The organism is Arthrobacter sp. TE12231 (assembly GCF_054062895.1).
The window spans coordinates 2,069,734-2,090,929 of record NZ_JBSSFS010000001.1; the positions used below are offsets into that span (position 1 = coordinate 2,069,734).

The 21,196-nt window shown below is 66.6% G+C and carries 16 protein-coding genes and 1 pseudogene; 4 read left to right on the plus strand and 13 right to left on the minus strand.

Translation table 11 applies throughout. From position 1 onward, the window contains the following. Positions 1 to 19 precede the first annotated feature (19 nt). Positions 20 to 721: an IMPACT family protein gene (locus ACVWYS_RS09410; protein ID WP_456509633.1), complete on the plus strand. Its 702-nt coding sequence runs from the start codon at positions 20 to 22 to the stop codon at positions 719 to 721. Then, the gene (locus ACVWYS_RS09415; protein ID WP_456509634.1) at positions 705 to 1,385 is read left to right on the plus strand and encodes a GNAT family N-acetyltransferase; all 681 of its coding nucleotides are present in this window, start codon (positions 705 to 707) and stop codon (positions 1,383 to 1,385) included. Before ACVWYS_RS09410 ends, ACVWYS_RS09415 begins: the two co-directional genes overlap by 17 nt. Before the next feature lie 366 nt (positions 1,386 to 1,751). Here ACVWYS_RS09415 and ACVWYS_RS09420 read toward each other — a convergent pair whose 3' ends face one another. The 4 genes from ACVWYS_RS09420 to polA form a co-directional block, all read right to left on the minus strand. Next, positions 1,752 to 2,183 carry a VOC family protein gene (locus ACVWYS_RS09420; protein ID WP_456506553.1) on the minus strand — a complete coding sequence of 144 codons (432 nt, stop codon included), beginning with the start codon at positions 2,181 to 2,183 and terminating at the stop codon, positions 1,752 to 1,754. A gap of 603 nt (positions 2,184 to 2,786) precedes the next feature. After that, the gene (gene rpsA / locus ACVWYS_RS09425) at positions 2,787 to 4,262 is read right to left on the minus strand and encodes a 30S ribosomal protein S1 (RefSeq protein ID WP_091247946.1); all 1,476 of its coding nucleotides are present in this window, start codon (positions 4,260 to 4,262) and stop codon (positions 2,787 to 2,789) included. 259 nt (positions 4,263 to 4,521) lie between these two features. Next, positions 4,522 to 5,808, minus strand: coding sequence for a GNAT family N-acetyltransferase (locus tag ACVWYS_RS09430; RefSeq protein WP_456506554.1), 1,287 nt, complete (start codon positions 5,806 to 5,808; stop codon positions 4,522 to 4,524). A 106-nt stretch (positions 5,809 to 5,914) separates the two neighbouring features. Beyond that, complete coding sequence (polA, locus tag ACVWYS_RS09435) at positions 5,915 to 8,821, minus strand: DNA polymerase I (protein WP_456506555.1); 2,907 nt, start codon at positions 8,819 to 8,821, stop codon at positions 5,915 to 5,917. Between polA and ACVWYS_RS09440 the strand changes: the two genes are divergently transcribed. Next, positions 8,820 to 9,284, plus strand: a complete 465-nt coding sequence (locus ACVWYS_RS09440) for a hotdog fold thioesterase (protein ID WP_344367773.1) — start codon at positions 8,820 to 8,822, stop codon at positions 9,282 to 9,284. The genes polA and ACVWYS_RS09440 overlap by 2 nt on opposite strands. Positions 9,285 to 9,347: 63 nt before the next feature. Here ACVWYS_RS09440 and ACVWYS_RS09445 read toward each other — a convergent pair whose 3' ends face one another. From ACVWYS_RS09445 to ACVWYS_RS09475, 7 genes are all read right to left on the minus strand, one after another. Then, positions 9,348 to 9,896: a dihydrofolate reductase family protein gene (locus ACVWYS_RS09445; protein WP_456506556.1), complete on the minus strand. Its 549-nt coding sequence runs from the start codon at positions 9,894 to 9,896 to the stop codon at positions 9,348 to 9,350. A 92-nt stretch (positions 9,897 to 9,988) separates the two neighbouring features. Continuing rightward, a complete protein-coding gene (locus ACVWYS_RS09450) occupies positions 9,989 to 10,210 on the minus strand; it encodes a hypothetical protein (RefSeq protein ID WP_344367775.1) in 222 nt (73 codons plus the stop codon). Continuing rightward, the gene (locus ACVWYS_RS09455) at positions 10,207 to 11,412 is read right to left on the minus strand and encodes an anion permease (RefSeq protein WP_456506557.1); all 1,206 of its coding nucleotides are present in this window, start codon (positions 11,410 to 11,412) and stop codon (positions 10,207 to 10,209) included. Before ACVWYS_RS09455 ends, ACVWYS_RS09450 begins: the two co-directional genes overlap by 4 nt. Positions 11,413 to 11,686: 274 nt before the next feature. Then, positions 11,687 to 12,373, minus strand: a complete 687-nt coding sequence (locus ACVWYS_RS09460; protein ID WP_344367777.1) for a hypothetical protein — start codon at positions 12,371 to 12,373, stop codon at positions 11,687 to 11,689. Positions 12,374 to 12,470: 97 nt separating this feature from the next. Beyond that, entirely contained in the window at positions 12,471 to 13,340 is an 870-nt protein-coding gene (locus ACVWYS_RS09465; protein WP_344367778.1) for a universal stress protein, read from the minus strand. A 294-nt stretch (positions 13,341 to 13,634) separates the two neighbouring features. Next, positions 13,635 to 14,951 carry an erythromycin esterase family protein gene (locus ACVWYS_RS09470; RefSeq protein ID WP_456506558.1) on the minus strand — a complete coding sequence of 439 codons (1,317 nt, stop codon included), beginning with the start codon at positions 14,949 to 14,951 and terminating at the stop codon, positions 13,635 to 13,637. After that, the gene (locus ACVWYS_RS09475) at positions 14,948 to 16,330 is read right to left on the minus strand and encodes an MBL fold metallo-hydrolase (RefSeq protein ID WP_344367782.1); all 1,383 of its coding nucleotides are present in this window, start codon (positions 16,328 to 16,330) and stop codon (positions 14,948 to 14,950) included. Before ACVWYS_RS09475 ends, ACVWYS_RS09470 begins: the two co-directional genes overlap by 4 nt. 349 nt (positions 16,331 to 16,679) lie before the next feature. Between ACVWYS_RS09475 and ACVWYS_RS09480 the strand changes: the two are divergent. Beyond that, positions 16,680 to 18,418 (plus strand): annotated as a pseudogene (locus ACVWYS_RS09480) (long-chain-fatty-acid--CoA ligase). A gap of 49 nt (positions 18,419 to 18,467) precedes the next feature. On the opposite strand, the gene ACVWYS_RS09485 reads toward ACVWYS_RS09480, so the two are convergent. Beyond that, entirely contained in the window at positions 18,468 to 19,319 is an 852-nt protein-coding gene (locus ACVWYS_RS09485) for a hypothetical protein (protein WP_456506559.1), read from the minus strand. 1 nt (position 19,320) lies between these two features. Then, positions 19,321 to 21,039: a multicopper oxidase family protein gene (locus ACVWYS_RS09490; RefSeq protein WP_456506560.1), complete on the minus strand. Its 1,719-nt coding sequence runs from the start codon at positions 21,037 to 21,039 to the stop codon at positions 19,321 to 19,323. Positions 21,040 to 21,196: the final 157 nt, after the last annotated feature.

A 21,196-nucleotide genomic window follows, 5' to 3' on the forward strand; every position in this document is an offset into this window, starting at 1 on the left:
ACAAGACTAAACTGAACCGGTGGAAGATGAGGCGGATTACCCCCAGAGCAGGACTTCCATTTACACCACCCTCGCCGCAGGGTCCCAGTTCCGGCACGAAATCGAGGTCAAGCGGTCCCGCTTCATCACCGTCCTTGCCCGCACGGCGGACGAAGACGCAGCCCGCTTCGTCCTGGCCGGTCTCCGCAAAGAATTCCACGACGCGCGGCACCACTGCTTCGCCTTCGTGCTCGGCCCCGACCGGGACGTCCAGCGTTCCAACGATGACGGCGAACCGTCCGGAACTGCCGGCATCCCGATGCTGGAGGCGCTGCTCAAGCGCGAGACTGCGCCCGGCGTCGCCGACCTCAGCGACGTCGCCGCCGTCGTCGTACGCTATTTCGGCGGTATCCTCCTCGGCGCCGGCGGCCTGGTGCGCGCGTACTCGGATTCGGTGGCCGCGTCGCTGGAACTCGCGCCCCTCGTGCGGCGCCGCCGGCTGCGGATTTGTTCGGTGCGGGTGGGGCACGCCGGGGCCGGGCGGCTAGAGAACGATCTGCGCGCCGCGGGATTTGTCATGGCAGAAACCCGTTACGAGGCGCAGACTACTGTCCTGAGGCTTGCGCTGCCGGACAATCCGGAGGAGTTCGCCCGCGCCGCGGAGCGGGTGGCCGCCATGTCAGCCGGCAGTGCGGCGTTGCTACCCGGAGAGACGGAGTGGATCGATGTCCCCATCAGCTGAGCCGGTACCCGCGGTCGAGCTGCTTGACGTCAGCGAGGCCGTGCTCGAACAGCTCCTGGAGCTCGCCCTCCGGGACGCCGACGCCGACGAGGTCACCCCGCCGCTGGGCGAGAGCGCCGCCTGGAACACCGACCGGATCAGCTGGTTCCGCGAATTCCACCACGCCGCCGCGGCAGGCCTGGACGGCCCCGCGCAGCAGAAGAGCTGGGCCATCAGCTGCGACGGGCAACTCGCCGGTTCCGTCCGGCTGAAGCGTATAGGGCCGGGGCCGGGGTCGGCGGTGAGGACGATGAAGCCGCTGGAGGCTGGTGCTGGCGGGGCTGGTGCTGGCGGGGCTGGTACTGGCGGGGCGATTGAACGCGGCATTCAGGCCGCCGCTTCGCCGGCCGATGCCCCTCGGACAGGCAGTCCTGCTGGTGGCGGGGCGCTGGAAACCGGAATCTGGCTTGGCCGGAGCTTCCGCGGCCGGGGTGTCGGCCGCGAGGCGCTGCGGCTCGTGAAAGCCCTGGCCGTGTCTGCCGGAGCGAGTCATCTGGTGGCCCAGACCACGGCCGGCAACGTGGGTGCCATTGCGTTGCTGAAGTCCGCGGGTGCCGAACTCGTCACTGGTGCAGCCTCAGCGACTGCCACCGTGCAGGTCAAGGGCACGATCCCGCTCCGCTGACCGCGCGGCTCGTCGCACGGGGACGCTTCACCGTTCACCACTGGACATGTCCCCCGCTGGCCGCGAGCAATGCGCGGAATCCCCTCATGCCCGCCCCACGAAGCCAGGACTGGACATGCCCTCCCGCGGCCAACCGGTCCACCACTGGACATGTCCCACGCTGGCCGCGAGCAATGCGCGGAATGCCCTCATGTCCGCCCCACTCGTCCAGGACTGGACATACCCTCCCGCGGCCAACCGGGCAACCACTGGACATATCCTCCGCCGGCCGCGAGCAATGCGCGGAGTGCCCTCATGTCCGCCCCACGAAGCCAAGAGTGGACTTGCGCCTCGCCGGACAGATGGTTTTCCTTGGCCTGAACCGGGCTAGTGGGCGATTTCCCAGATGTGTCCGGCAGGGTCTCGGAAGCTGGCTGTACGAATACCCCACGGCCGGTCCATGGGACCGTTCAGCAGTTCCACGCCGCGGCGGGACAACTCCGCGCACATGCCGTCGACGTCGTCCACTTCAATGGTGAACTGCAGGCGGACGCCGGCCTCAACGTTGGCGACGGTTGCCGGTTGGATGAGTTCGGGGGCTTCGGAGATAGTGAGCAGATTGATCAAAGTGTTCTCGAACTTGAAGACTGCAGAGACGTCGTCCTCAAAGATGAGCGGCAGACGGAAGACTTCTTCGTAGAAACTCCTCGTCGTGGCCAGGTTTTCGACAAACAAGGTGATGGCATGGATGCCCCGTGGCCACGGACCAACTGTCCCGCCTGTGCCCTGCGCTTCAACTGCCTCCGATGGCTCAGCCATGGAACTCCCCCTTATCGTCGGCTGCGAGAATCTCAACCTGCAAAGTGTGGACTCAGGGAAGATCCGCCGTCAAGGATTCCACGGCCAGCCGCACCTCGGGCACGCGCCGGTCCCTCGCCAGCAGGCCAGAACATGTTGCACCTCCCGACCGCTGGGCATGTCCCTCGTTCTGGGCCAGGACTGGGCACAATACCAACATGTCCACTGGTGACGCCCAAAAAATGAGCATGTCCCGAGAGGTGAGTTCCAAGAGTGAGCATGTCCCCACGTGCGAGTCCCAAAAAGGAACATGTCCGGTCCTGGGAGCGGGCACGACGTCGCGGCCACTGGACATGTCCAGCGCTCAGGGCCGGGACTGGACACAATGTCCACATGTCCACTGGTGACACCCAAGAATGAGCATGTCCCCCAGGGGAGGGCTCCAAGAATGAGCATGTCGTGTGGAGCGGGCAGCCGCGGAGCATGTCCGCGCAACGCAAAGGTGGCCGCCCCCAGAGGGACGACCACCTTTGCTGTGCATTCAAACTCCTGCACCGTGACGGTGCAGCTTCAAGCTACAAACTGCCTGGACTCAGGAAGCGGACGCCTGAGAACCGGGGGCAATTAGTTGCCGGTCAGCTTCTCGCGCAGAGCGGCAAGAGCCTCGTCCGAGGCAAGCGTGCCTGCACCGGCTTCGGTTGCAGCCGGCTCAGAGGAGTAGCTGGTGGTGCCGGAGTCGCTCTCGCCGGACGTTGCAGCTGCAGCGTCGTCGGCAGCGTGCTGGGCAACCTGCTTCTTGTGGGCTTCCCAGCGGGTCTGGGCGTCAGCGTACTGCTGCTCCCAGGCGGCGCGCTGCGTCTCGTAGCCTTCAAGCCACTCGTTGGACTCCGGGTCGAAGCCCTCCGGGTACTTGTAGTTGCCCTCTTCGTCGTACTCGGCGGCCATGCCGTAGAGTGCCGGGTCGAATTCGGTGCTGTCGGCGTCGACGCCCTCGTTGGCCTGCTTGAGGGAGAGGGAGATGCGGCGGCGCTCGAGGTCGATGTCGATGACCTTGACGAACAGCTCGTCGCCAACGGAGACAACCTGCTCGGCCAGCTCAACGTGACGCACGGCGAGCTCGGAGATGTGGACCAGGCCTTCGATGCCGTCTTCAACGCGAACGAACGCGCCGAACGGAACCAGCTTGGTGACCTTACCCGGAACAACCTGGCCGAGGGCGTGGGTGCGGGCGAAGGTCTGCCACGGATCTTCCTGCGTAGCCTTGAGCGACAGGGAGACGCGCTCGCGGTCCAGGTCGACCTCGAGAACCTCGACGGTGACTTCCTGGCCAACTTCGACAACCTCGGACGGGTGGTCGATGTGCTTCCAGGACAGCTCGGAAACGTGAACCAGACCGTCTACGCCGCCCAGGTCCACGAAGGCACCGAAGTTGACGATGGAGGAAACGACGCCGGGACGGACCTGGCCCTTTTCCAGCTTGTTGAGGAACGTGGAGCGGACCTCGGACTGGGTCTGCTCGAGCCATGCACGGCGGGACAGGACAACGTTGTTACGGTTCTTGTCCAGCTCGATGATCTTGGCTTCGATCTGCTGACCGATGTACGGAGCGAGGTCGCGCACGCGGCGCATCTCGACGAGGGATGCGGGCAGGAAGCCGCGCAGACCGATGTCGAGGATAAGACCACCCTTGACAACCTCGATGACGGTACCGGTGACAACACCGTCTTCTTCCTTGACCTTCTCGATGTCGCCCCAGGCACGCTCGTACTGAGCACGCTTCTTGGAGAGGATCAGGCGGCCTTCTTTGTCTTCCTTGGTGAGCACCAGGGCTTCGACCTGATCGCCAACGGAGACGACGTCTCCGGGGTCAACGTCGTGCTTGATGGAAAGCTCGCGGGAGGGAATGACACCTTCGGTCTTGTAACCGATGTCGAGCAGAACTTCATCGCGGTCGACCTTGACGACGGTACCTTCGACGAGGTCTCCGTCGTTGAAGTACTTGATGGTGGCGTCGACAGCTGCGAGGAAGTCCTCAGCGGTACCGATGTCGTTAATCGCGACTACGGGGGTACCGGGCTTCTCGGTGGAGGTGATGGTCATGTAGTAGGGGCTCCGTTGTGGATAGTTAGTCGGTCAGGCAAACCGCTCCCCCCGCATTATGGAATGCAGACGAAGAACACGGCATCTCAGCAGGTGATATGCCGGGTCATCCTGATTTTGTGGATTGTAGATGCGCGCACGTAGTACACGCCCGTTTAGTCTAGTCGTTTACGTCAACGCCGGTCAAAGCGCGCGGGGTCCTCCGCACGAACGACGCCGACGGCGGGAACTGCGCGAAGAAGCGCCCCAGGCAGTGCGGCTAGAAGTGCGTGAGGCAGTGCGGTGAGCGTTCGACGGCGAACATGAGCCTCGCGGTCAGGGCCGCTCCGGGCGCGTGCTCGGTTATCCGGCCGGCGGCCGTCAGCGTCACGGGACAGACGGCCCCCAGATAGATGGACCCGAGGTCCGCGACATCCAGCGACAACTCCGGCTCAGCATCCGGAGCGGGCGTCACCGTGGCCACCCCGCCGCTGACTGCCAGGGCGAAGGTGCCGGCGGCAAAGCCGAGGCTGTCCCGGACGGCGAGGACCAGGGTCCCGTCGGCAGAGTAGCGCCGGGCGCCCAGGACCCGCAACGGGTCCAGGATACGCAGCCACAGCATGTCGCGCTGGTCAGAGGACTCGACGCAGCGGGGGTCCTCAAGGGCCCAGGTCAGCGGGTCATCAACCGGCGCGTCCTGCCAGCTGATCCGTTCCACGAGGTCGATGCTGCCCAGGAACTGCCACAGTTCCAGATAGGCGGCGTCGGTCGCCGCCACGAGGTCCACAATCTCCATGGTGTACGGCTTGGCGTCCCACCCGGCGAACTTGTAGGAGACATACCCGTCCACGCTGCCCGCGGCGTCATAGTGCAGGGCACAGCGGATGGCCTCGTCTTCGCTGCCGTCGCGGCCGAGCGTGCCCGAGGACCGCAGCCGGTAGGCCTCCTGCCGCGAGATGGATCCGGGCATGGCGCGTTGAACCCGTGCGAAGACTTCGGGAGCCAGGTCAAGCAGGACCTTCCGGTCGGCGATCTCCACCGACCCCACCGGCTCGTGGCGGAGGCGGAAACGGGGCCCGGTGTCCACCTTGATGCTGCGCTCAAAGGTGGCCACCCCGTAGCCGAACCGACCGTAGATGGACGCCTCCGAGGCGGTGAGCGCCGCCAGCGCGACGCCGTCCGCCTTGGCCGCGGCGAGGTCCTCGGTCATCATCCGCCGGAGCAGCCCCTGCCGGCGATGGGTCCCGCGCACCGTGACGGCGGTGACGAGCTGGGCTTCGAGCTGGCGGCCGTAGCCGATGTTCAGGTCCTTGCGCAGGGTGGCGAACGTCGCCACCGGAACGTCGGCCGACAGCGAGTGGGCCGCGACGCCGTCGGGCTGGTACACGCCGGTCATCTCACGGTTATCCACTCGGTACATGGCCATGATCTTGTCCACAAACTCGTCTTTGCGCGGTTCGTCGTAGAACCCGATCCCGACTCCGCGCAGCCACGCAGTCCCCTGGGCGTAGTCTGCCGAGTCCTTCCCGACCGCCCGGAACCGCCTGAGCTCGTATTTCTCTGCCACGTGCTTCTCCCCCTGAGAATCCTGAATCTCCTGAAAATCCGGCAGCCCCCGGCAGAGCCGGAACGAAAACGTGCCGGAACGACACCCTGCCGGAACCGGTGAACCGTTAGTGCCCCGCCTCGTGCCAGCTGGACCCGATGCCAATCTGGACGTCCAACGGAACGCTGAGATCCGCGGCCGAGCCCATTTGCTCGGTCACGAGCTTCTCAACCGCCTCGCGTTCACCCTTGGCGACTTCGAGGACCAGTTCATCATGGACCTGGAGCAGCATCCGCGATTTCAGGCCCTGGTCCGCCAGCGCGCCGGAGACGCCCAGCATGGCACGTTTGATGATGTCCGCCGCGGACCCTTGGATGGGCGAGTTCAAGGCCACCCGCTCGGCGATTTCCCGCAGCTGCCGGTCCGTGCTGGTCAGGTCCGGCAGGTAGCGGCGGCGGCCCTCGATCGTGGCCGTGTAGCCGTCGATCCGGGCCTGGTCCACCACGCCGCGGAGATAATCCCGAACAGCGCCGAAGCGTTCGAAGTATTCCTTCATCAACGTCCGGGCCTCGTCCACGGAGATTTCCAGCTGCTTGGAAAGCCCGAAGGACGTCAGCCCGTAGGCCAGGCCGTAGGACATGGCCTTGACCTTGGAGCGCATGGCGCTGGTGACCTCGGACGGCGGCACGTGGAAGATGTGCGAACCGACGTACCGGTGCAGGTCCTCACCCTCCTTGTACGCCTGGATGAGGCCGGGATCGCCCGAAAGGTGCGCCATGATCCGCATCTCGATCTGCGAGTAGTCCGCGGACAGGAGGCAGTCATAGCCCTCGGTCACCACGAAGATGCTGCGGACGCGCCGGCCCTCCTCGCTCCGGACCGGGATGTTCTGCAGGTTCGGGTTGTTGGAGGAGATACGGCCGGTGGCGGCCACATTCTGCGCATACGTGGTGTGGATCCGGCCGTCGTCGGCCACGGACTTCTTGAGGCTTTCCACCATTTGACGCAGCTTCGAGGACTCGCGGTGGGCCATCAGCTGGACGAGGAATTCATGGCCGGTTTTCTCCAGTAGCGTCTTGAGCGACGCGGCATCGGTGGTGTACCCGGACTTGATCTTCTTCGTCTTGGGCAGGCCGAGCTCCTCGAACAGCACCGTCTGCAGCTGCTTGGGCGAACCGAGGTTGACCTCGTGGCCGATGGCAGCGAAAGCCTGTTCCTGGGCGTTATCGATCACCTTGGCGAGGTCGGCGAGCTGTTCGTCCATGCGCTCCATGGAGACCGCGATCCCGGTGAGCTCCATCTGCGCCAGGACCCGGCTGACGGGCAGTTCAAGGCTCGTCAGAAGCTCCTGGGCCTTGCGGGTCTTCAGTTCCGTTTCGAAGTGGTGGCTAAGGGCGTGCACGACGGCGGCCTGCTGGACCAGCGCGCCGGCCGCGGCGCCGTCATCCTCGCCGCCGAAGGCGAGTTCCAGCTGGCCAGTCTTGGCAGCCTCGGTGGACACGGTCATCTTGAGGTGGTGCTGGGCGAGTTCGGCGAGTTCGTAACTGCGCCGGTCCGGCTGGATGAGGTAGCCGGAGATCGCGGTGTCGTCCACCACGCCGTCCAGGCCGAGCCCTCGGGAGGTGAAGGCCTTGAGCGCCGGCTTGAACCCGTGGATGACTTTCGGGGCGCCGGGATCCCGGAGCCAGCCGGACAGCACGGCGTCGGCCTCGGCATCCAGGCCGGTGAGCTCGATGTACCCGGCCGCGTCCTTGCGGACCACGGCAAGGGCTGAAGCGTCGTCCACGATCCTGCCGGGCGCGAATTCGACGGCGAGGGCGGACCGGAGCCCCGTCCCGGCGTCGAAGAAAGTCCGCAGCTCCGCAGCGGACGTGAGGGTCGAGAACTCGGGAACCTCGATGCTGTCCGGTTCGCCTTCGACGGGCTCGTTGCCGTAGAGGGCGAAAAGCCGGGTGCGGAGCGTCTTGAATTCGAGGCGGTCGAAAATTTCCTCGATCGCGTCATGGTCCGGGCGCGGTTCCTCCAGCTCGTGGAGGGACACGGGGAGCTCGAGGTCGGTCAGGAGCCGGTTGAGCCGGCGGTTCCGTTTGACCGATTCGACGTGCTCGCGTAGGGCGTCGCCGACCTTCCCGCCGATCGAGTCGAGGTTTTCCAGGATGCCCTCGAGGCCGCCGTACTGGTTGATCCACTTCGCGGCGGTCTTGGGCCCGACGCCGGGGACGCCCGGAAGGTTGTCCGCGGTCTCCCCGACGAGCGCGGCGAGGTCCGAATAGCGCGGCGGCGAGACGAAGTACTTGGCCTCGATTGCTTCGGCGTCCATCCGTGGGATGTTGGTGACGCCCTGCTTCGGGTAGAGGACGAAGACGTTCTCGGTGATGAGCTGGAAGGTGTCCCGGTCGCCGGAGACGAGCAGGACCTCGAAGCCGGCCTCATCGCCCTTGGCGGCGAGGGTGGCGAGGATGTCGTCGGCTTCGAAGCCGGGAATCTTGATGGTCTTGATGCCCCAGGCGGTCATCACTTTTTCAATGAGGTCGATCTGGCCGCTGAACTCGCGGGGGGTCTCGTTGCGCCCGGCCTTGTAGCCGTCGTACTCGGCCTTGCGGAACGTGGTGTCGTCGGAGACGTCAAAAGCCACGGCGACGTGCGTAGGGTTCTGTTCCTTGATGAGGTTGATCAGCATGGACGTGAAGCCGTGGACGGCATTGGTGTGCTGGCCGCTGGAAGTGGCGAAGTTTTCGGCCGGCAGGGCATAGAAAGCGCGGAAGGCCATCGAGTGGCCGTCGAGGACCAGAAGCCGGGGCTGGTCCGTGAGGGGCACCACCGGTGCCTGGGTCGCGGAGACCTCGGTCCCAACGCGTCGCGCCTTCCTGGCGGGCGTTGCGGCTTCGGCGACGGGCGGCTCGGCCACCAGGACAGAGGCTGTGGCTGCGTCCGTGGCAGTGACAGCATCTGCGCCGGCGTCTGTGGAAGGCTCGGTCGCGGGGGAAGGGGCCGGTTTGGTAGTTTCACTCACAGGTGCCAGCCTAGTTCCCATGATGGACAATTTCACGCCGGCCCCCTACGCGGCCGAGCTTGCGGCGGCCGGAGTTCCCGAGGACATGCACGATTGGCTGGGCCAGTACGGCGTCGGCGCCCTCGTGGTGAAGATGGGGATCCACTTCCTTGAAATGAGTCCGGAGCGGACCGTGGCCACCATGCCGGTGGAGGGGAACACCCAGGTGGCCGGGATCCTGCACGGCGGGGCCCACGTGGTCCTGGCCGAGACCTTGGGGTCTTTCGCGGCCGGCCTGCACGCGGGACCGAACCGGCAGGCGCTCGGGATCGAGGTCGGGGCCACGCATCACCGGGCGATCTCCGCTGGAACCGTCACCGGGACGTGCACGGCCATCCACCTCGGCCGGACCCTCACGACCCACGAGATCGTCATCACGGACGAGCACGGCCGCCGGCTCTCCACGGCCCGGATCACGAACCTCCTCCGCGATATCGCAGGGTAGGAGTTCACCGGGGCGCCGGTGGGATGGGCAGGAGGGCCGGGCCGTCGCGCCGGATGGGGCCTGCTAGCTCCTGCCCGGGAAGCGGTAGCGCAACTCCACGATGCCGCGGCCCATGGTCCGGGACGCGGCGAGCTCCAGCGGCGGCGTCGGGCCGGTCATGGGCAGCAGTTGCTTGCCGCCTCCCAGCACTACGGGAATGACCGAGAGAATCAGTTCGTCGAGCAGCCCGGCGTCCGCGAATTGCGCGGCGAGGACTCCCCCGCCGACCACCCAGATGTTCCGGCCGGCGGCCTCATCCTTGAGGTCGTCCACGAACTCGCGGACGGCCCCGCGGACGAACGTCACGTTGGCGCCCTTCGGGGCGGAGTGCTCGTGGTGGGTGAAGACCCAGCAGGGCGTTTCCGGATAGGGCCAGGTACCCGGTTCGTGCTCCAGGAGCCACGCGTACGTCTCACCGCCCATGACGATGCAGCCGACGTCGGCCAGGAACGCGTCGTAGCTGTCCTTGCCGCCCTCAAAACCGTCAAACTGAAGCAGCCACGCCAGGTTGTCGTCATCCGTGGCGATAAAGCCGTCGAGTGAGGACGCCACGAAGTACTGGAAGCTCACCATGGCCCCAGCCTAGCCAATGCGGCGCCGGGTTCCCATCCCCGGGTCGCGCCACCGAGAGAGGGTGCTGCAGCGGCCCGCGTGAGGACGGCGGACTACTTGTGGAAGTAGGGAATGATCAGATAAAGCCCGAAGAGGACGGCGGCGCCGCACAGGGCGAAGCACGTGTAAGCGAGCGGGCGGGTCCACGACGCCGGCTCGTTCCGGACATCCCCCGCGATGGCCGTGAGCCGGACGCCGAGGGAATAGAGGACTACGACTGTGACCGCGGCCACAAGCGTGGCCCCGGCCACGCTGAACAGTTCCAACCACTTCATCGCTGGGCATCCCCGTTCTTGATCGCCTTGGCGGCAGACTTCTTCTTGCGGAACTGCACGGCCTGGCCCATTTCTTCGATCTCGACGGCGTTGTGGTGGCCCACCTGGGATTTCCGCGAATGCACGAACATGTACGCCACGGCGGCGGTGCCGGCGGCGGCCGCGATGATGACTCCGACGACGCCGGTCTGCACGAGCAGAGCCGTGAGGGCGCCCACGATACCGGCCGCCGGGAGCGTGAAGAGCCAGCCGAGGGCAATCCGGCCGGCGGTTCCCCACCGGATGGTGGTGCCGCGGCGTCCCATGCCCGAGCCGATGACGGAGCCGGAGGCCACCTGGGTGGTGGACAGGGCAAAGCCCAGGTGCGACGAGGCCAGAATGGCCGAGGCGGTGCTGGCCTCGGCGGAGAAACCCTGGGCCGGCTTCACTTCGGTGAGGCCCGAGCCCATGGTGCGGATGATCCGCCAGCCGCCGGCGTAGGTGCCGATCGCGATGGCGAGGGCGCAGGCGGTGATAACCCACCACTGCGGTCCGGAGCCGGCAGGCTGCGCGCCGGCCGAGATCAGGACGAGGGTGATGATGCCCATGGTCTTCTGGGCGTCGTTAGTTCCATGGGCCAGTGCCACGAGGCTGGACGTAAAGATCTGGCCGGTCCGGAATCCGCCGCGCTTCTGGGTCAGCTTGTCGCCGGTTTCCGGGTCATGGCGTGACGTCAAGGCATAGGCCAGCCGCGTGCACAGATAGGCCGCGCCGCCTGCGATGATCGGGGCGAAGACCGCGGGAAGGATGACCTTCTGCAGGATCGATTCGAAGTTGATCGAGTGGATGCCGATGCCGGCGATCGCGGCACCGATCAGGCCGCCGAAGAGCGCGTGCGAGGAACTGGACGGCAGTCCCTTCAGCCAGGTGATCATGTTCCAGAGAATGGCGCCCATCAGCCCGGCGAAGATGATGTCCGGCGTGATCGCGACCCCGTCGGAGCCCTCTTTGATGATGCCGCCGGAAACGGTCTTGGCTACTTCCGTGGAGAGGAACGCCCCCACGAGGTTCAGCACCGCCGCCAGGGCGACTGCAGTCCTGGGTTTGATGGCACCGGTCGCGATGGGGGTAGCCATGGCGTTCGCGGTGTCATGAAATCCGTTGGTGAAGTCGAAGAACAGCGCCAGCGATACTACTAGCGCCACCATTACGGTGATTTCCACCTGTTGCCCAATCTGCAGTGTCCACGGTCAGCAGTTCCACTTCCCCGGTGCCGCATGGCCACAAACAATCATCTCATGCCTATCCGGATGAATGCTCGGTGGCCACGAACGCAGCTTGAAACCCTATCGATGGTACGTGGGAAAGACGGCAGCGCAAAACATGCCGGAAGACCCTAAATTCCGCCCTTCCCGGAGGAATCCGGACTTCAGGGCAGCGAGGCGATCCTCGTCACAGAGAGGTGGACCGGGAGCACTGTCCCGTCAGCGGTGCTGCTTAGACGGACCGGCGCGCCTCAGGCGCCGGACCGGCGTCGAGCATTGAGGCAATCTTGTCCTCGAGCGCGGCGAGCGTGGCCTCCGGCAGCACGATGAGCCCGTCGAGTTCACGGCGTGCGCGCCTGTAGGCCGTCTGACGTTCGGCAGGAGTCGCCGCGGCGTCCGAGGCGATCCTCAGGAGCTTCCGGGCAGTCTCGAGACGCTGGCGTTCCGGGCCGGTGAATTTGCTGTCCCTGATCCGCTTGGCTTCGCGTTCCGCGACGTCGAAGGCGATCTCGAAACTGGTGACGGCGGCCCGGTACTCCGCCAAACGGGCCGCAGTCCTGAGCTCACCGGGGGCGGCGGGCCGCAGACCGTCGGCCTCACGCTTGGCCCGCAGGAAAGCCACCGTGAGCGGCTCCCGGACATCGGTCATGACCGGGTAGTCGATCAGCTTCCCGACGTCGAGTTCGTAGTCGAGCCAGCGCCGGTTCACGGCGTCGTGCGCATTCATGAGGGCCAGGACCTGGGCCTGGCTGGCCTGTTCCGCCTGCGCGGCCTGGTTCTTGATTGTGTAGAGCTCCATCCGGCGCCGGTGCCGGCGTTCAGTGGCTTTGGACCAGGACCGGGCCCACCCGCCCATCAGTCCGCTCATGGGAAAGACGAGCCACCAAAAGTGCGAGACGAAATTGTAGAAGGGGTCCACGGCAACATCCTCCCATCCGTCGGCGGCGGCGGAAAGCCCCCTCCGCAGAGGGGGCTTTCCGGCCGGTACTCATCGGGTTGCAAGGACTTGCCGGGCGTCAGTCCCCGTGCTTGACCTTGTGCACCCGCGTGACGATGGTGGGGCACGGAACGTTCAGCAGGACGGCGTGCGCCGTGGAGCCGAGCACCGTGCGGGAGAGCCCGCCGCGGCCGCGGCTTCCGATCACCAGCACCCTGGCGTCCGCGGCGGTGTCCACGAGGGCCTTCGCCGGCTGGGTGTCCGTCTCGAGTCGCTGATGGACCACAAGGTCGGGGTATTTGTCGCCGAGCCCGGCCACCGACTCGGCGAGCACGATCCGGTTCTCTTCGACCATGCTCTCGGCGAGGCCGCTGGACGGTAGCTGCTTCTCGACCCACCGGGCGGGGGTCTTGAACGCGAGGACCACGGTGAGCTCGTCTCCGCCGAGGTCAGCTTCCGCGGCGGCAACTGCGACGGCCTGCAGCGACTCCTCGGAACCGTCCACGCCGACCACGACGCCCTTGGCCCCGGCGCCAGGCTTTGCGGGGATGACCGCCACCGGACAGTCCGAGGCGGCGACGACCTGCAGGGCGCGGTCCGTCACGGGGCCGCCGTCGAGGTGATGTTTTTCATGGCCGCCCACGACGATCATGGCTGCTTCTTTGGAGATATCCCGCAGCACCGATCCCCCGCTGCCGTGGCGGAGCTGGATGTCCACCTCGACGCCAGGGGACTGCTCGCTGGCGCTCGCCTTCGCCTTCTCAAGCAGTTCCATCCCCGATTCGCGGATGAGCTCGTGGTACTGGAAATCAGGGGACATCCAGCGGTCATCGACCGCGTGGAGGGCGATGACCGGAAGCTTGTCCCGGGCCGCCCGCTGAAGGGCCCACGTCAAGGCGGCGTCGCTGCCCGCAGACCCGTTGATACCGACGACGATTGCTTTGCTCATTCTGAATCCTGCTCTTCTCCATCGCGTGATCTGAACCGGCAGCCACACACCGCATTGTCTATAGAGCGCATGATCCCTGCACTGCTTGTTAGCTGCACCGCCAAACATCTGCGTTGGGTGGTGCCTGTAGTGCATGATCGGGCGGCAGTGCCGACAGCCGGCTGGCACCTTCAGTCTCCCGCGCCCGTCATGGGCCGGGTTAGGGCCTTAAGGCCCCGCGCCGCGCTGCGGACCCGCAAGTGGATCTGCAGGTGGACCCGCCAGCGGGCCTGTTGCGCGGCCTAATTGCACGGCCTAGAAACCTGTTGGCTCCGTTTCCAATTCCGGTTCGCGGGGCGGCCCCTCATGGTGCACGGGACGCAGTGCCGCCGTGTGTTCGAGCCAGATGAGAGCGTCGTACCGTTCCCCCATCCGGGTCGGAACGTAGTTCCCCGCCTCCCGCTCCGGGTGGTACACGACGCCGATCGCCCGGTGTCCGAGCCACGTCGAAAGCCACGGCCCGGTCCTGTCGTCACCGAACTCCAGCACGGATGGCACGCCGAGGGCCTGATGCAGGAAGTCCTCGTGGCTGCCCGGGCGTGCTTCCGGCACCGTGAGGATGCGCTCCGGGCGGCCCCATGCGTCGGCGGCGATCACGGAACCCCGGTGCCCGGCGAAACCGACCAGGAGCACGCCCTCGCCCGCGTGGCGTTCCCGTAGCAGTTGCCCGACGTTGACCAGGCCGTCCTGTGCCATGTCGGTGGCCCGCGCATCCCCGACATGCGTGTTGTGCTCCCAGATCAGGCCCTTCGACGCCGGCCCGAGGTGCCGGCTGACGCGGTCGATGGTGTCCGCCATATGGTGGTCGCGGACGTTCCAGGACTGCCGGTCGCCGCGGACCATGATGCGGTAGTAGTGCTCGGCGTTGGCCGCGACCTCGGCGTTCTGGACGGCGTCGAAGGCGTCCTCGTCGTGGGGGCCGGGGCTGAAGACCCGGTTCCTGACCTCGGTCAGGAGGGCCACGACGTCGGCCTCGCAGGACTGCGGGACCAGCCGCGTGCTCCAAGCGTACTGGTGCGGGTCCTCGTGGTGCGGGAGGAAGCATTGCCAGGCGCGCATGGCGGCGGGCACGGCGTCCGGGACGTTTTCCTGCAGCCAGCCGATGATTTCGCGCAGCGAATCCCAGAGCGAGTAGACGTCCAGGCCGTAGAAGCCCACGCGCTTGTCCATGGGGCGCCCCGCGTTCCAGGTGCGCAGCCAGTCCAGGAACGCCGCGATTTCTTCGTTGGCCCACATCCAGGTTGGCCAGCGTTCGAAACCGGCCAGCAGGGCGTGCACTCCCTGATCCTTGCCGTCCTGGCCGCGGACCCACCGGTTGATCCGCCAGCAGTCCGGCCAGTCTCCTTCCACCCCGATCCAGTTGTACCCCTCCTCGGCGATGAGGCGCCTGCTGAGGGTGTCGCGCCAGGTGTAGAACTCGTGGGTGCCATGGGACGCCTCGCCGATGGCGACGAATCGGCAGTCGGCGGCCCGCCGCACCAGGCCGTTGAGGTCCCGGTCGTTTTTCAGCGGCCGGGCGAGATCATGGATCTCCTTCAGCACGGAGGTGCGCGTGACGGCAACCGGATTCATCGCGGATCCTCAATGTCGATCGACTCCAGATGCTCGGGTACCCGGGCCCGCCAGCCGAGTTCGCGCTTGATCCTGATGCGCAGGGCATCGGACGCATCGGGGTCGCCGTGCGTGATGTAGGTCATGCGGGGCTCCTTCGCTGCCGCTTTCATCCACGCGATGATGCCGTCGGCGTCGGCGTGCGCGGACAGGCTTTCCATTTGGATCACTTCGGCCCGGATCTTGACGTCCTCCCCGTAGATGCGCAGCTCCCGTTCGCCGGCGGCCAGGGTGGCCCCCCGCGTGCCTCCTGCCTGGTAGCCACTGAGGATGACGGCGTTTTTCGGGTCCGGGCCGTACGCCGCGACGTGGTGCAGGATCCGGCCGCCGGTCAGCATGCCGCTGGCCGAGATGATGATCATGGGGCCGCCGCGCAGGTTCAGGAGCTTGGACTCGTCCACGGTGCGGGTGACCTTGGCCAGCTTGTACATGTCCACGTATTCCTCGCGCTTGAGCCGGTGTTCCTCGGGGTGGCGCTGGTACATTTCGGAGGCGTCGATGGCCATGGGGCTGTTCAGGTACACCGGGATGCGCGGAATCGCGCCCTTGCGCAGGAGCCGGGACAGGTACAGCATGAGCGTTTCGGCCCGGCCGACGGCGAACGCGGCGAACATGATGACGCCGCCGCGCTTCGCGACGCGGTTGATGATCTCCCCCAGTTGCTTCTCCGGATCCTCCGTGGAGTGTTTCCGGTTGCCGTAGGTTGATTCGGTCACCAGGATCCCCGTTTCGCCGAGCGGGCGCGGCGGGTACATGAAGGGGTCATCGGCGCGGCCCAGGTCTCCGGTGAAGTGCACGGATTGGGAGCCTAGCCGGACGTGGACCTGGGCGGCGCCGAGGATGTGTCCGGCCGGCACGAACGTCAGCTCCATGCCACCGCCGAGGTCAAGGGGATCGTCAAAATCCCGGATTTTGAATCTGTTGAGGGACGCTACGGCGTCGGCGGCCGTGTAGAGCGGGATCGCGGGATCGTGCGCGGTCGATCCCCGCTGTGAGGCATACCTGGCCTCTTCCTCCTGCAGGTGGCCGCTGTCCGGGAGGATGAGTTTGCATAGATCGGTGGTGCCGTCCGTGGCGTAGACCGGGCCGCCGAATCCGTCCCGGACCAGGGCCGGGACGTAGCCGGTGTGGTCCAGGTGCGCATGGGTCAGCACCACGGCGTCGATGGACTGCGGCGGCACCGGGAAGGGCGCCCGGTTGCGCTCGCGACTGCGCTTGTAGCCCTGGAAGAGCCCGCAGTCCACCAGTACGCGCCGGCCGCCGGCGTCGATCAGGTAGCGGGACCCGGTGACGGTGTCGGTGGCACCAAGGAACTTCAGGCTCGGCTGTTGGTGTTTCATGGTGCTCCCGTGGACCTCTACCCGTGGCTCTGTGGACCGCGCAGACTTGTGCACTGTGCAGACCTGTCCACTGCGCAGACCTACAAAAATGCACAAACCTACAAAGATGCGCGGACCTGCCGCTCGCGGTGTACGCCCCAGCTTCCGCCCCGGCCTGCCGGGTGCCAAGGGCCGAAAGTCACCTCACGGCCCGCGCCGCCGCGGCTGTCGCGCAGTCCGGTCCAGTACTCCCGGGCCGGCACTCCCGGACCGGTACTCCCGGACCGGTGCTGCCCGATAGGATTTCCTGACGGGTCCTGCCGGGCCCGACGGCCGGCAACCCGGCGCAGCCCAGTGGCAAGGACACACCATGAGCAGACGATCCGCGGGGCCCGAGCATCCCGACCGCCCCTGGACCCGCCACTACGGCCCCGGTGTTCCTATCGACCTCAAACTCCCCGCGGGGTCCCTGGTCGACCTCATGGACTCCTCCGTTCGGCGTTATGGACGGAAGACAGCGCTGGAATTCTTCGGGGCACGCACCAGCTACCGCGAACTCGGGACCGCCATCAGCAGGGCGGCTGCGGGCCTGAAGAAACTCGGCGTCAGGGCCGGCGACCGGGTGGCGCTGGTCCTGCCGAACTGCCCGCAGCACATCATCGCGTTCCATGCGGCGCTGCGGCTGGGCGCCGTCGTCGTCGAACACAATCCCTTGTATACCGACCGCGAGCTCCGTCATCAGTTCGAGGACCACGGCGCCACCGTCGCCGTGGTCTGGGACAAGGCGGTGGAGAAGGTCCGGCAGCTGCCCGCCGACGTCGGGCTGCAGACCATTGTCTCGGTTGAGCTGATTCCGGCGATGCCACTGCTCCAGCGGATGGCGCTCCGGCTCCCGGTACCCGCTGCCCGCGTGGCCCGGGCCTCACTGGCCGCCGGCAGACACACGCCCTGGCAAGCGGCGGCGCCGGCACACCGGACGGTACTCCCGTGGAAGGAGCTCCTGGCCGCCGGCGAGCTGAAGAAGAAGCATCCGCGTCCGGCCGCCGGCGACTTCGCCGTCATCCAGTACACAAGCGGCACCACGGGCCAGCCCAAGGGCGCCATGCTCACCCATGCCAATCTGCAGGCCAATGCCGCGCAGGGCCGCGCGTGGGTGCCCGGGCTCAAGGACGGCCGGGAGACCGTCTACGCGGTGCTGCCGATGTTCCACGCCTACGGGCTCACGCTGTGCATGACGTTTGCCCTGAGCATCGGCGCGAGGCTGGTGCTGTTCCCCAAGTTCGACGTTGACCTTGTGCTGAAGGCCTACAAGAAATCGCCGGCCACGTTCCTGCCGGCGGTGCCGCCGATCTGCGACCGCATCGCCGCCGCCGCGGCCGAGCGCGGCATTGCGCTGGACAGCATCCGGTTTCCATCTCGGGGGCGATGAACCTGCCCACGGCGACAGTGGAGACGTGGGAGAGGGCAACCGGCGGCTACCTGATTGAGGGCTACGGGTTGACGGAAACCTCGCCCATCGCGCTGGGCAACCCCTTCGGTCCCAGCCGGAAACCGGGAACAGTGGGGGTCCCGTTTCCCCTGACCGACATCCGGGTGGTGGACCCGCGGAACGTCCTGCTGGACCGCGCCCCCGGTGAGGAAGGCGAGCTCCTGGTCCGGGGCCCGCAGGTTTTTGCCGGCTACTGGAACCGCCCGCAGGAGACCGAGGAATCACTCCTGGAAGGCGGCTGGTTCCGCACGGGGGACATTGTCTCGGCGGACAAGGACGGGTTCGTGACGGTCCGGGACCGGATCAAGGAGCTGATCATCACTGGAGGCTTCAATGTCTCCCCCACGGAAGTGGAGGACGTCCTCGCCGAATACCCCGGCATCCTGGAAGTGTGTGTGGTGGGCCTGCCGCGCCCCGGCGGCGGCGAAGACGTGGTCGCCGCCGTCGTCCCCGCCGCAGGACCCGGCGTCGATCCGGAGGCGCTCCTGGCTTTCGCACGCGAGAATCTGACCGCCTACAAGGTGCCGCGCCGGGTTGCCATGGTGGATGAACTGCCGCGCTCGCTGATCGGCAAGGTCCTGCGCCGTGAAATCCGGGACGCGCTCGTGGCCGGCCAGTAGCGTTCTCTTCGCTCCGGCCGGCCACGGGTTCTGTCAGTGCCCGGCCTCCTCAGTGTCCGGAATCGTCGCTTCCTGTGTGGTGGCCGGCCGGGTCGTCCTGTCCTGCGCCATGCGATTGGCCACCATTGTCCTCGGGCGACGGTGCAGGCTCCAGTGCCGGTCCAGGTTCGAGGGACAGGTCTACTCCCTCGCCTGTGTCCGAGCGGGGGGCCAGCGCAACGTTGGCGGGGTCCACGCCGGCGCCGCGGGCCATGCCGTTGCGGACGGATTCCACGAGCGCGTCGCTGAGCAGCGGCCCCGTGTAGCTGACCGTCAGGGCACCGTTGTCCAGGACCGTGGCGTAGTTCCCGAGCGCGTCCGAGAGTATGCCTTCCTCGGCGATGGATTTCGCCAGGGCTGCCGGATCGGCCGCGGCCACCGTGAACCGGAGGTCGTGGACCAGAACCAAGGCGACATGGACATGCTCCACGCCTGGATAGCTTCCCGCAGGGCCGAAAGCCAGCCCAGCCAGCTTCTCGGCGTCGCTGCTGGCGCTTCCCGGCGGCAGCGCCACGATGACCTCCGGCGACATGTGCTCGAGGATCGCCGGTTCGAGCACGTCCGGGGAGATGTCGGACAGGACGACGTCGGCGGCACTCGCCGCCTGCTCAAGCCGGGCCCGGGCTGCGCCGAGGTCCGCGCCCGGGGCCGGATGGACGGCGATGACCGCCCGCCGCCGCACCATCAGCCCGTCGTGGCTCACTGCCGGACGGCCATTGCCGACGTCGGTCCCCGTCTCGAGCGAGACAGCCGCGGCGCTCGCCGCGACCGACGGCGGCGCCGGCGCCGGCGGTCCGCCCGTGCAGGCGCTTAGTGCCAGCACGAGCAGGGCGGCCGCGCCCAGTGCCCCAACGCGGCTCATCTCAGGTTCCCGCGGGCAGTCCGGGCCGGTACACCGGCGGGAATGAGTCGGGGGCCGTGGTGTCCAGGACCGGCGGATCGGACGTGATGGGGTCGTTGGTTCGCAGATCGCCGACGGAGAACTGCACCATCATGTCGTGGTCTTCATGGACCAGGTTGTGGCAGTGGATCATGTAGCGTCCGCCCCCGCCGGTCCCCGTGTCGAATTGCATGAGGGCCGTGATGGACTCGTTCTCGCCGGCGTAGAAGACATCCTTGGGGCCCTTCTCCCAGGCAAACGGCTGGCCGCCGTTGGTGTTTCTCGCGATTATTTTGGCGTCAATGAGGTGGATGTGCACCGGATGGAACCAGCCACCGGACGCATTGATGATGGTCCATTGCTCGATGTCGAAGGGCTGGGGGTTGCCGAACAGCTTGGTGAACCCGGATTTTTCCACATCGGCCCAGGTGACACCGTTGACGGTCCATTGACCGTTGTCCCGGAAGAATTTCAGCTCGCGCTTCGCCTTGGCCATCGCCGGCGTGAGACTCATCGTGGCGATGCCGCCCTTGGCTGCGTTGACGGAACCGCCGTCGTCCAGGGTGGCCGGGATGCCGGAAATGGAGCCCGCTCCCGACCCGGAGTCGGCCACCACCTGGAAGCGCATGATTTTCCCGGTGTTGGCGAAGTCGATGTTGTTCTTGTTGCTGAGGTTTCGCAGTTCGATCAACTGGCCGGTGCGGTATTTGCGGAAGTCGATCAGGACCTCATAGCGCTCGGCCGTCCCCTGCCGCCAGGACTTCACGGCCTGCACGGCGGGAACCATGCCGGCGTCGGTTGCCACCACGTAGATGGGGTCCCCGGTGGAGAGCGTGGGCCGGTAGGACCGCGAAATCGAGGCATCGAGCACGCGGAAGCGGTAGATCCGGGGCTTGACCTTCATCGTGGGCCACGGGACGCCGTTGACCATGATGATGTCCCCCCACAAGCCCTTTTGTCCGTTGTCGTTATATGCGAGGGAGCCGTCGGCGTTGAACATGGCGTCCGAGATCATCAGTGGGACGTCGAACTCCCCCTGGGGTAACTGCGCCCGGTCGTACTTGTCGGAGAGGGGATAGAAGCCTGCGAGCCCGGAATACACGTTCTGGGCGGTGATGTGGTGCTTGTGGTCGTGGTACCACAGGGTCCGTGCCGTCTGGAAGTTGGGGTAGTGGTAGTTCTTGACGTTGCCCGGGACGGTGATGTCGTTGGCGTAGCCGTCGTACTGCGGCAGCGACGCCGAGCCGTGCAGGTGGGTGACGGTATTAAAGGCGCCGGGCTGGAGCAGCCCGAGCGGGGGCAGTCCGTTGCGGATCCGCACCTCGATCCTGGTGCCCTGCCTGGCACGGATGGTGGGCCCGGGAAAGATGCCGTTGTAGCCCGCCACGGTGGTGCTCAGCCCGGGCACGAACTGGGCCTGGCCGAGTTTCTGGGTGAGGGCGTACCGGGCAAAGGGGCGGGACGGGTCGCCGTCGTCGAAACCTGTCGCAAAGGGGACGAGCTCCGGCGGGCGGCGGAAGACCCCCGCATAGGGAACAGGCATGTTCTCCGGTGCAAGAAGGCTGGCAACCGCCGGGGCCGGTGCGGGCGCCGGGGCGGTTGCCCCGTCTGTCGGCGGTATGGTTTCATCGCCTCCTTTGAATCCGGCCAGGCCGAGGGCGCCCACTGCGCCCAGTTTGAAGATCTCTCGTCGTGTAGTCATGGCCCCTCCAAGTGGGCAATCGAACTGAATACCGGGTCGAAGAGTGACTGTCGAGAAGTGCCTTTGGAACCGTGCCTTTCGAACAGTGTCTTTCGAACAAGCGAGGAAGCCGGCCGGCGGACCGTTGCTGGCCGCCAGCCGGCGTTCTCGAACTGCT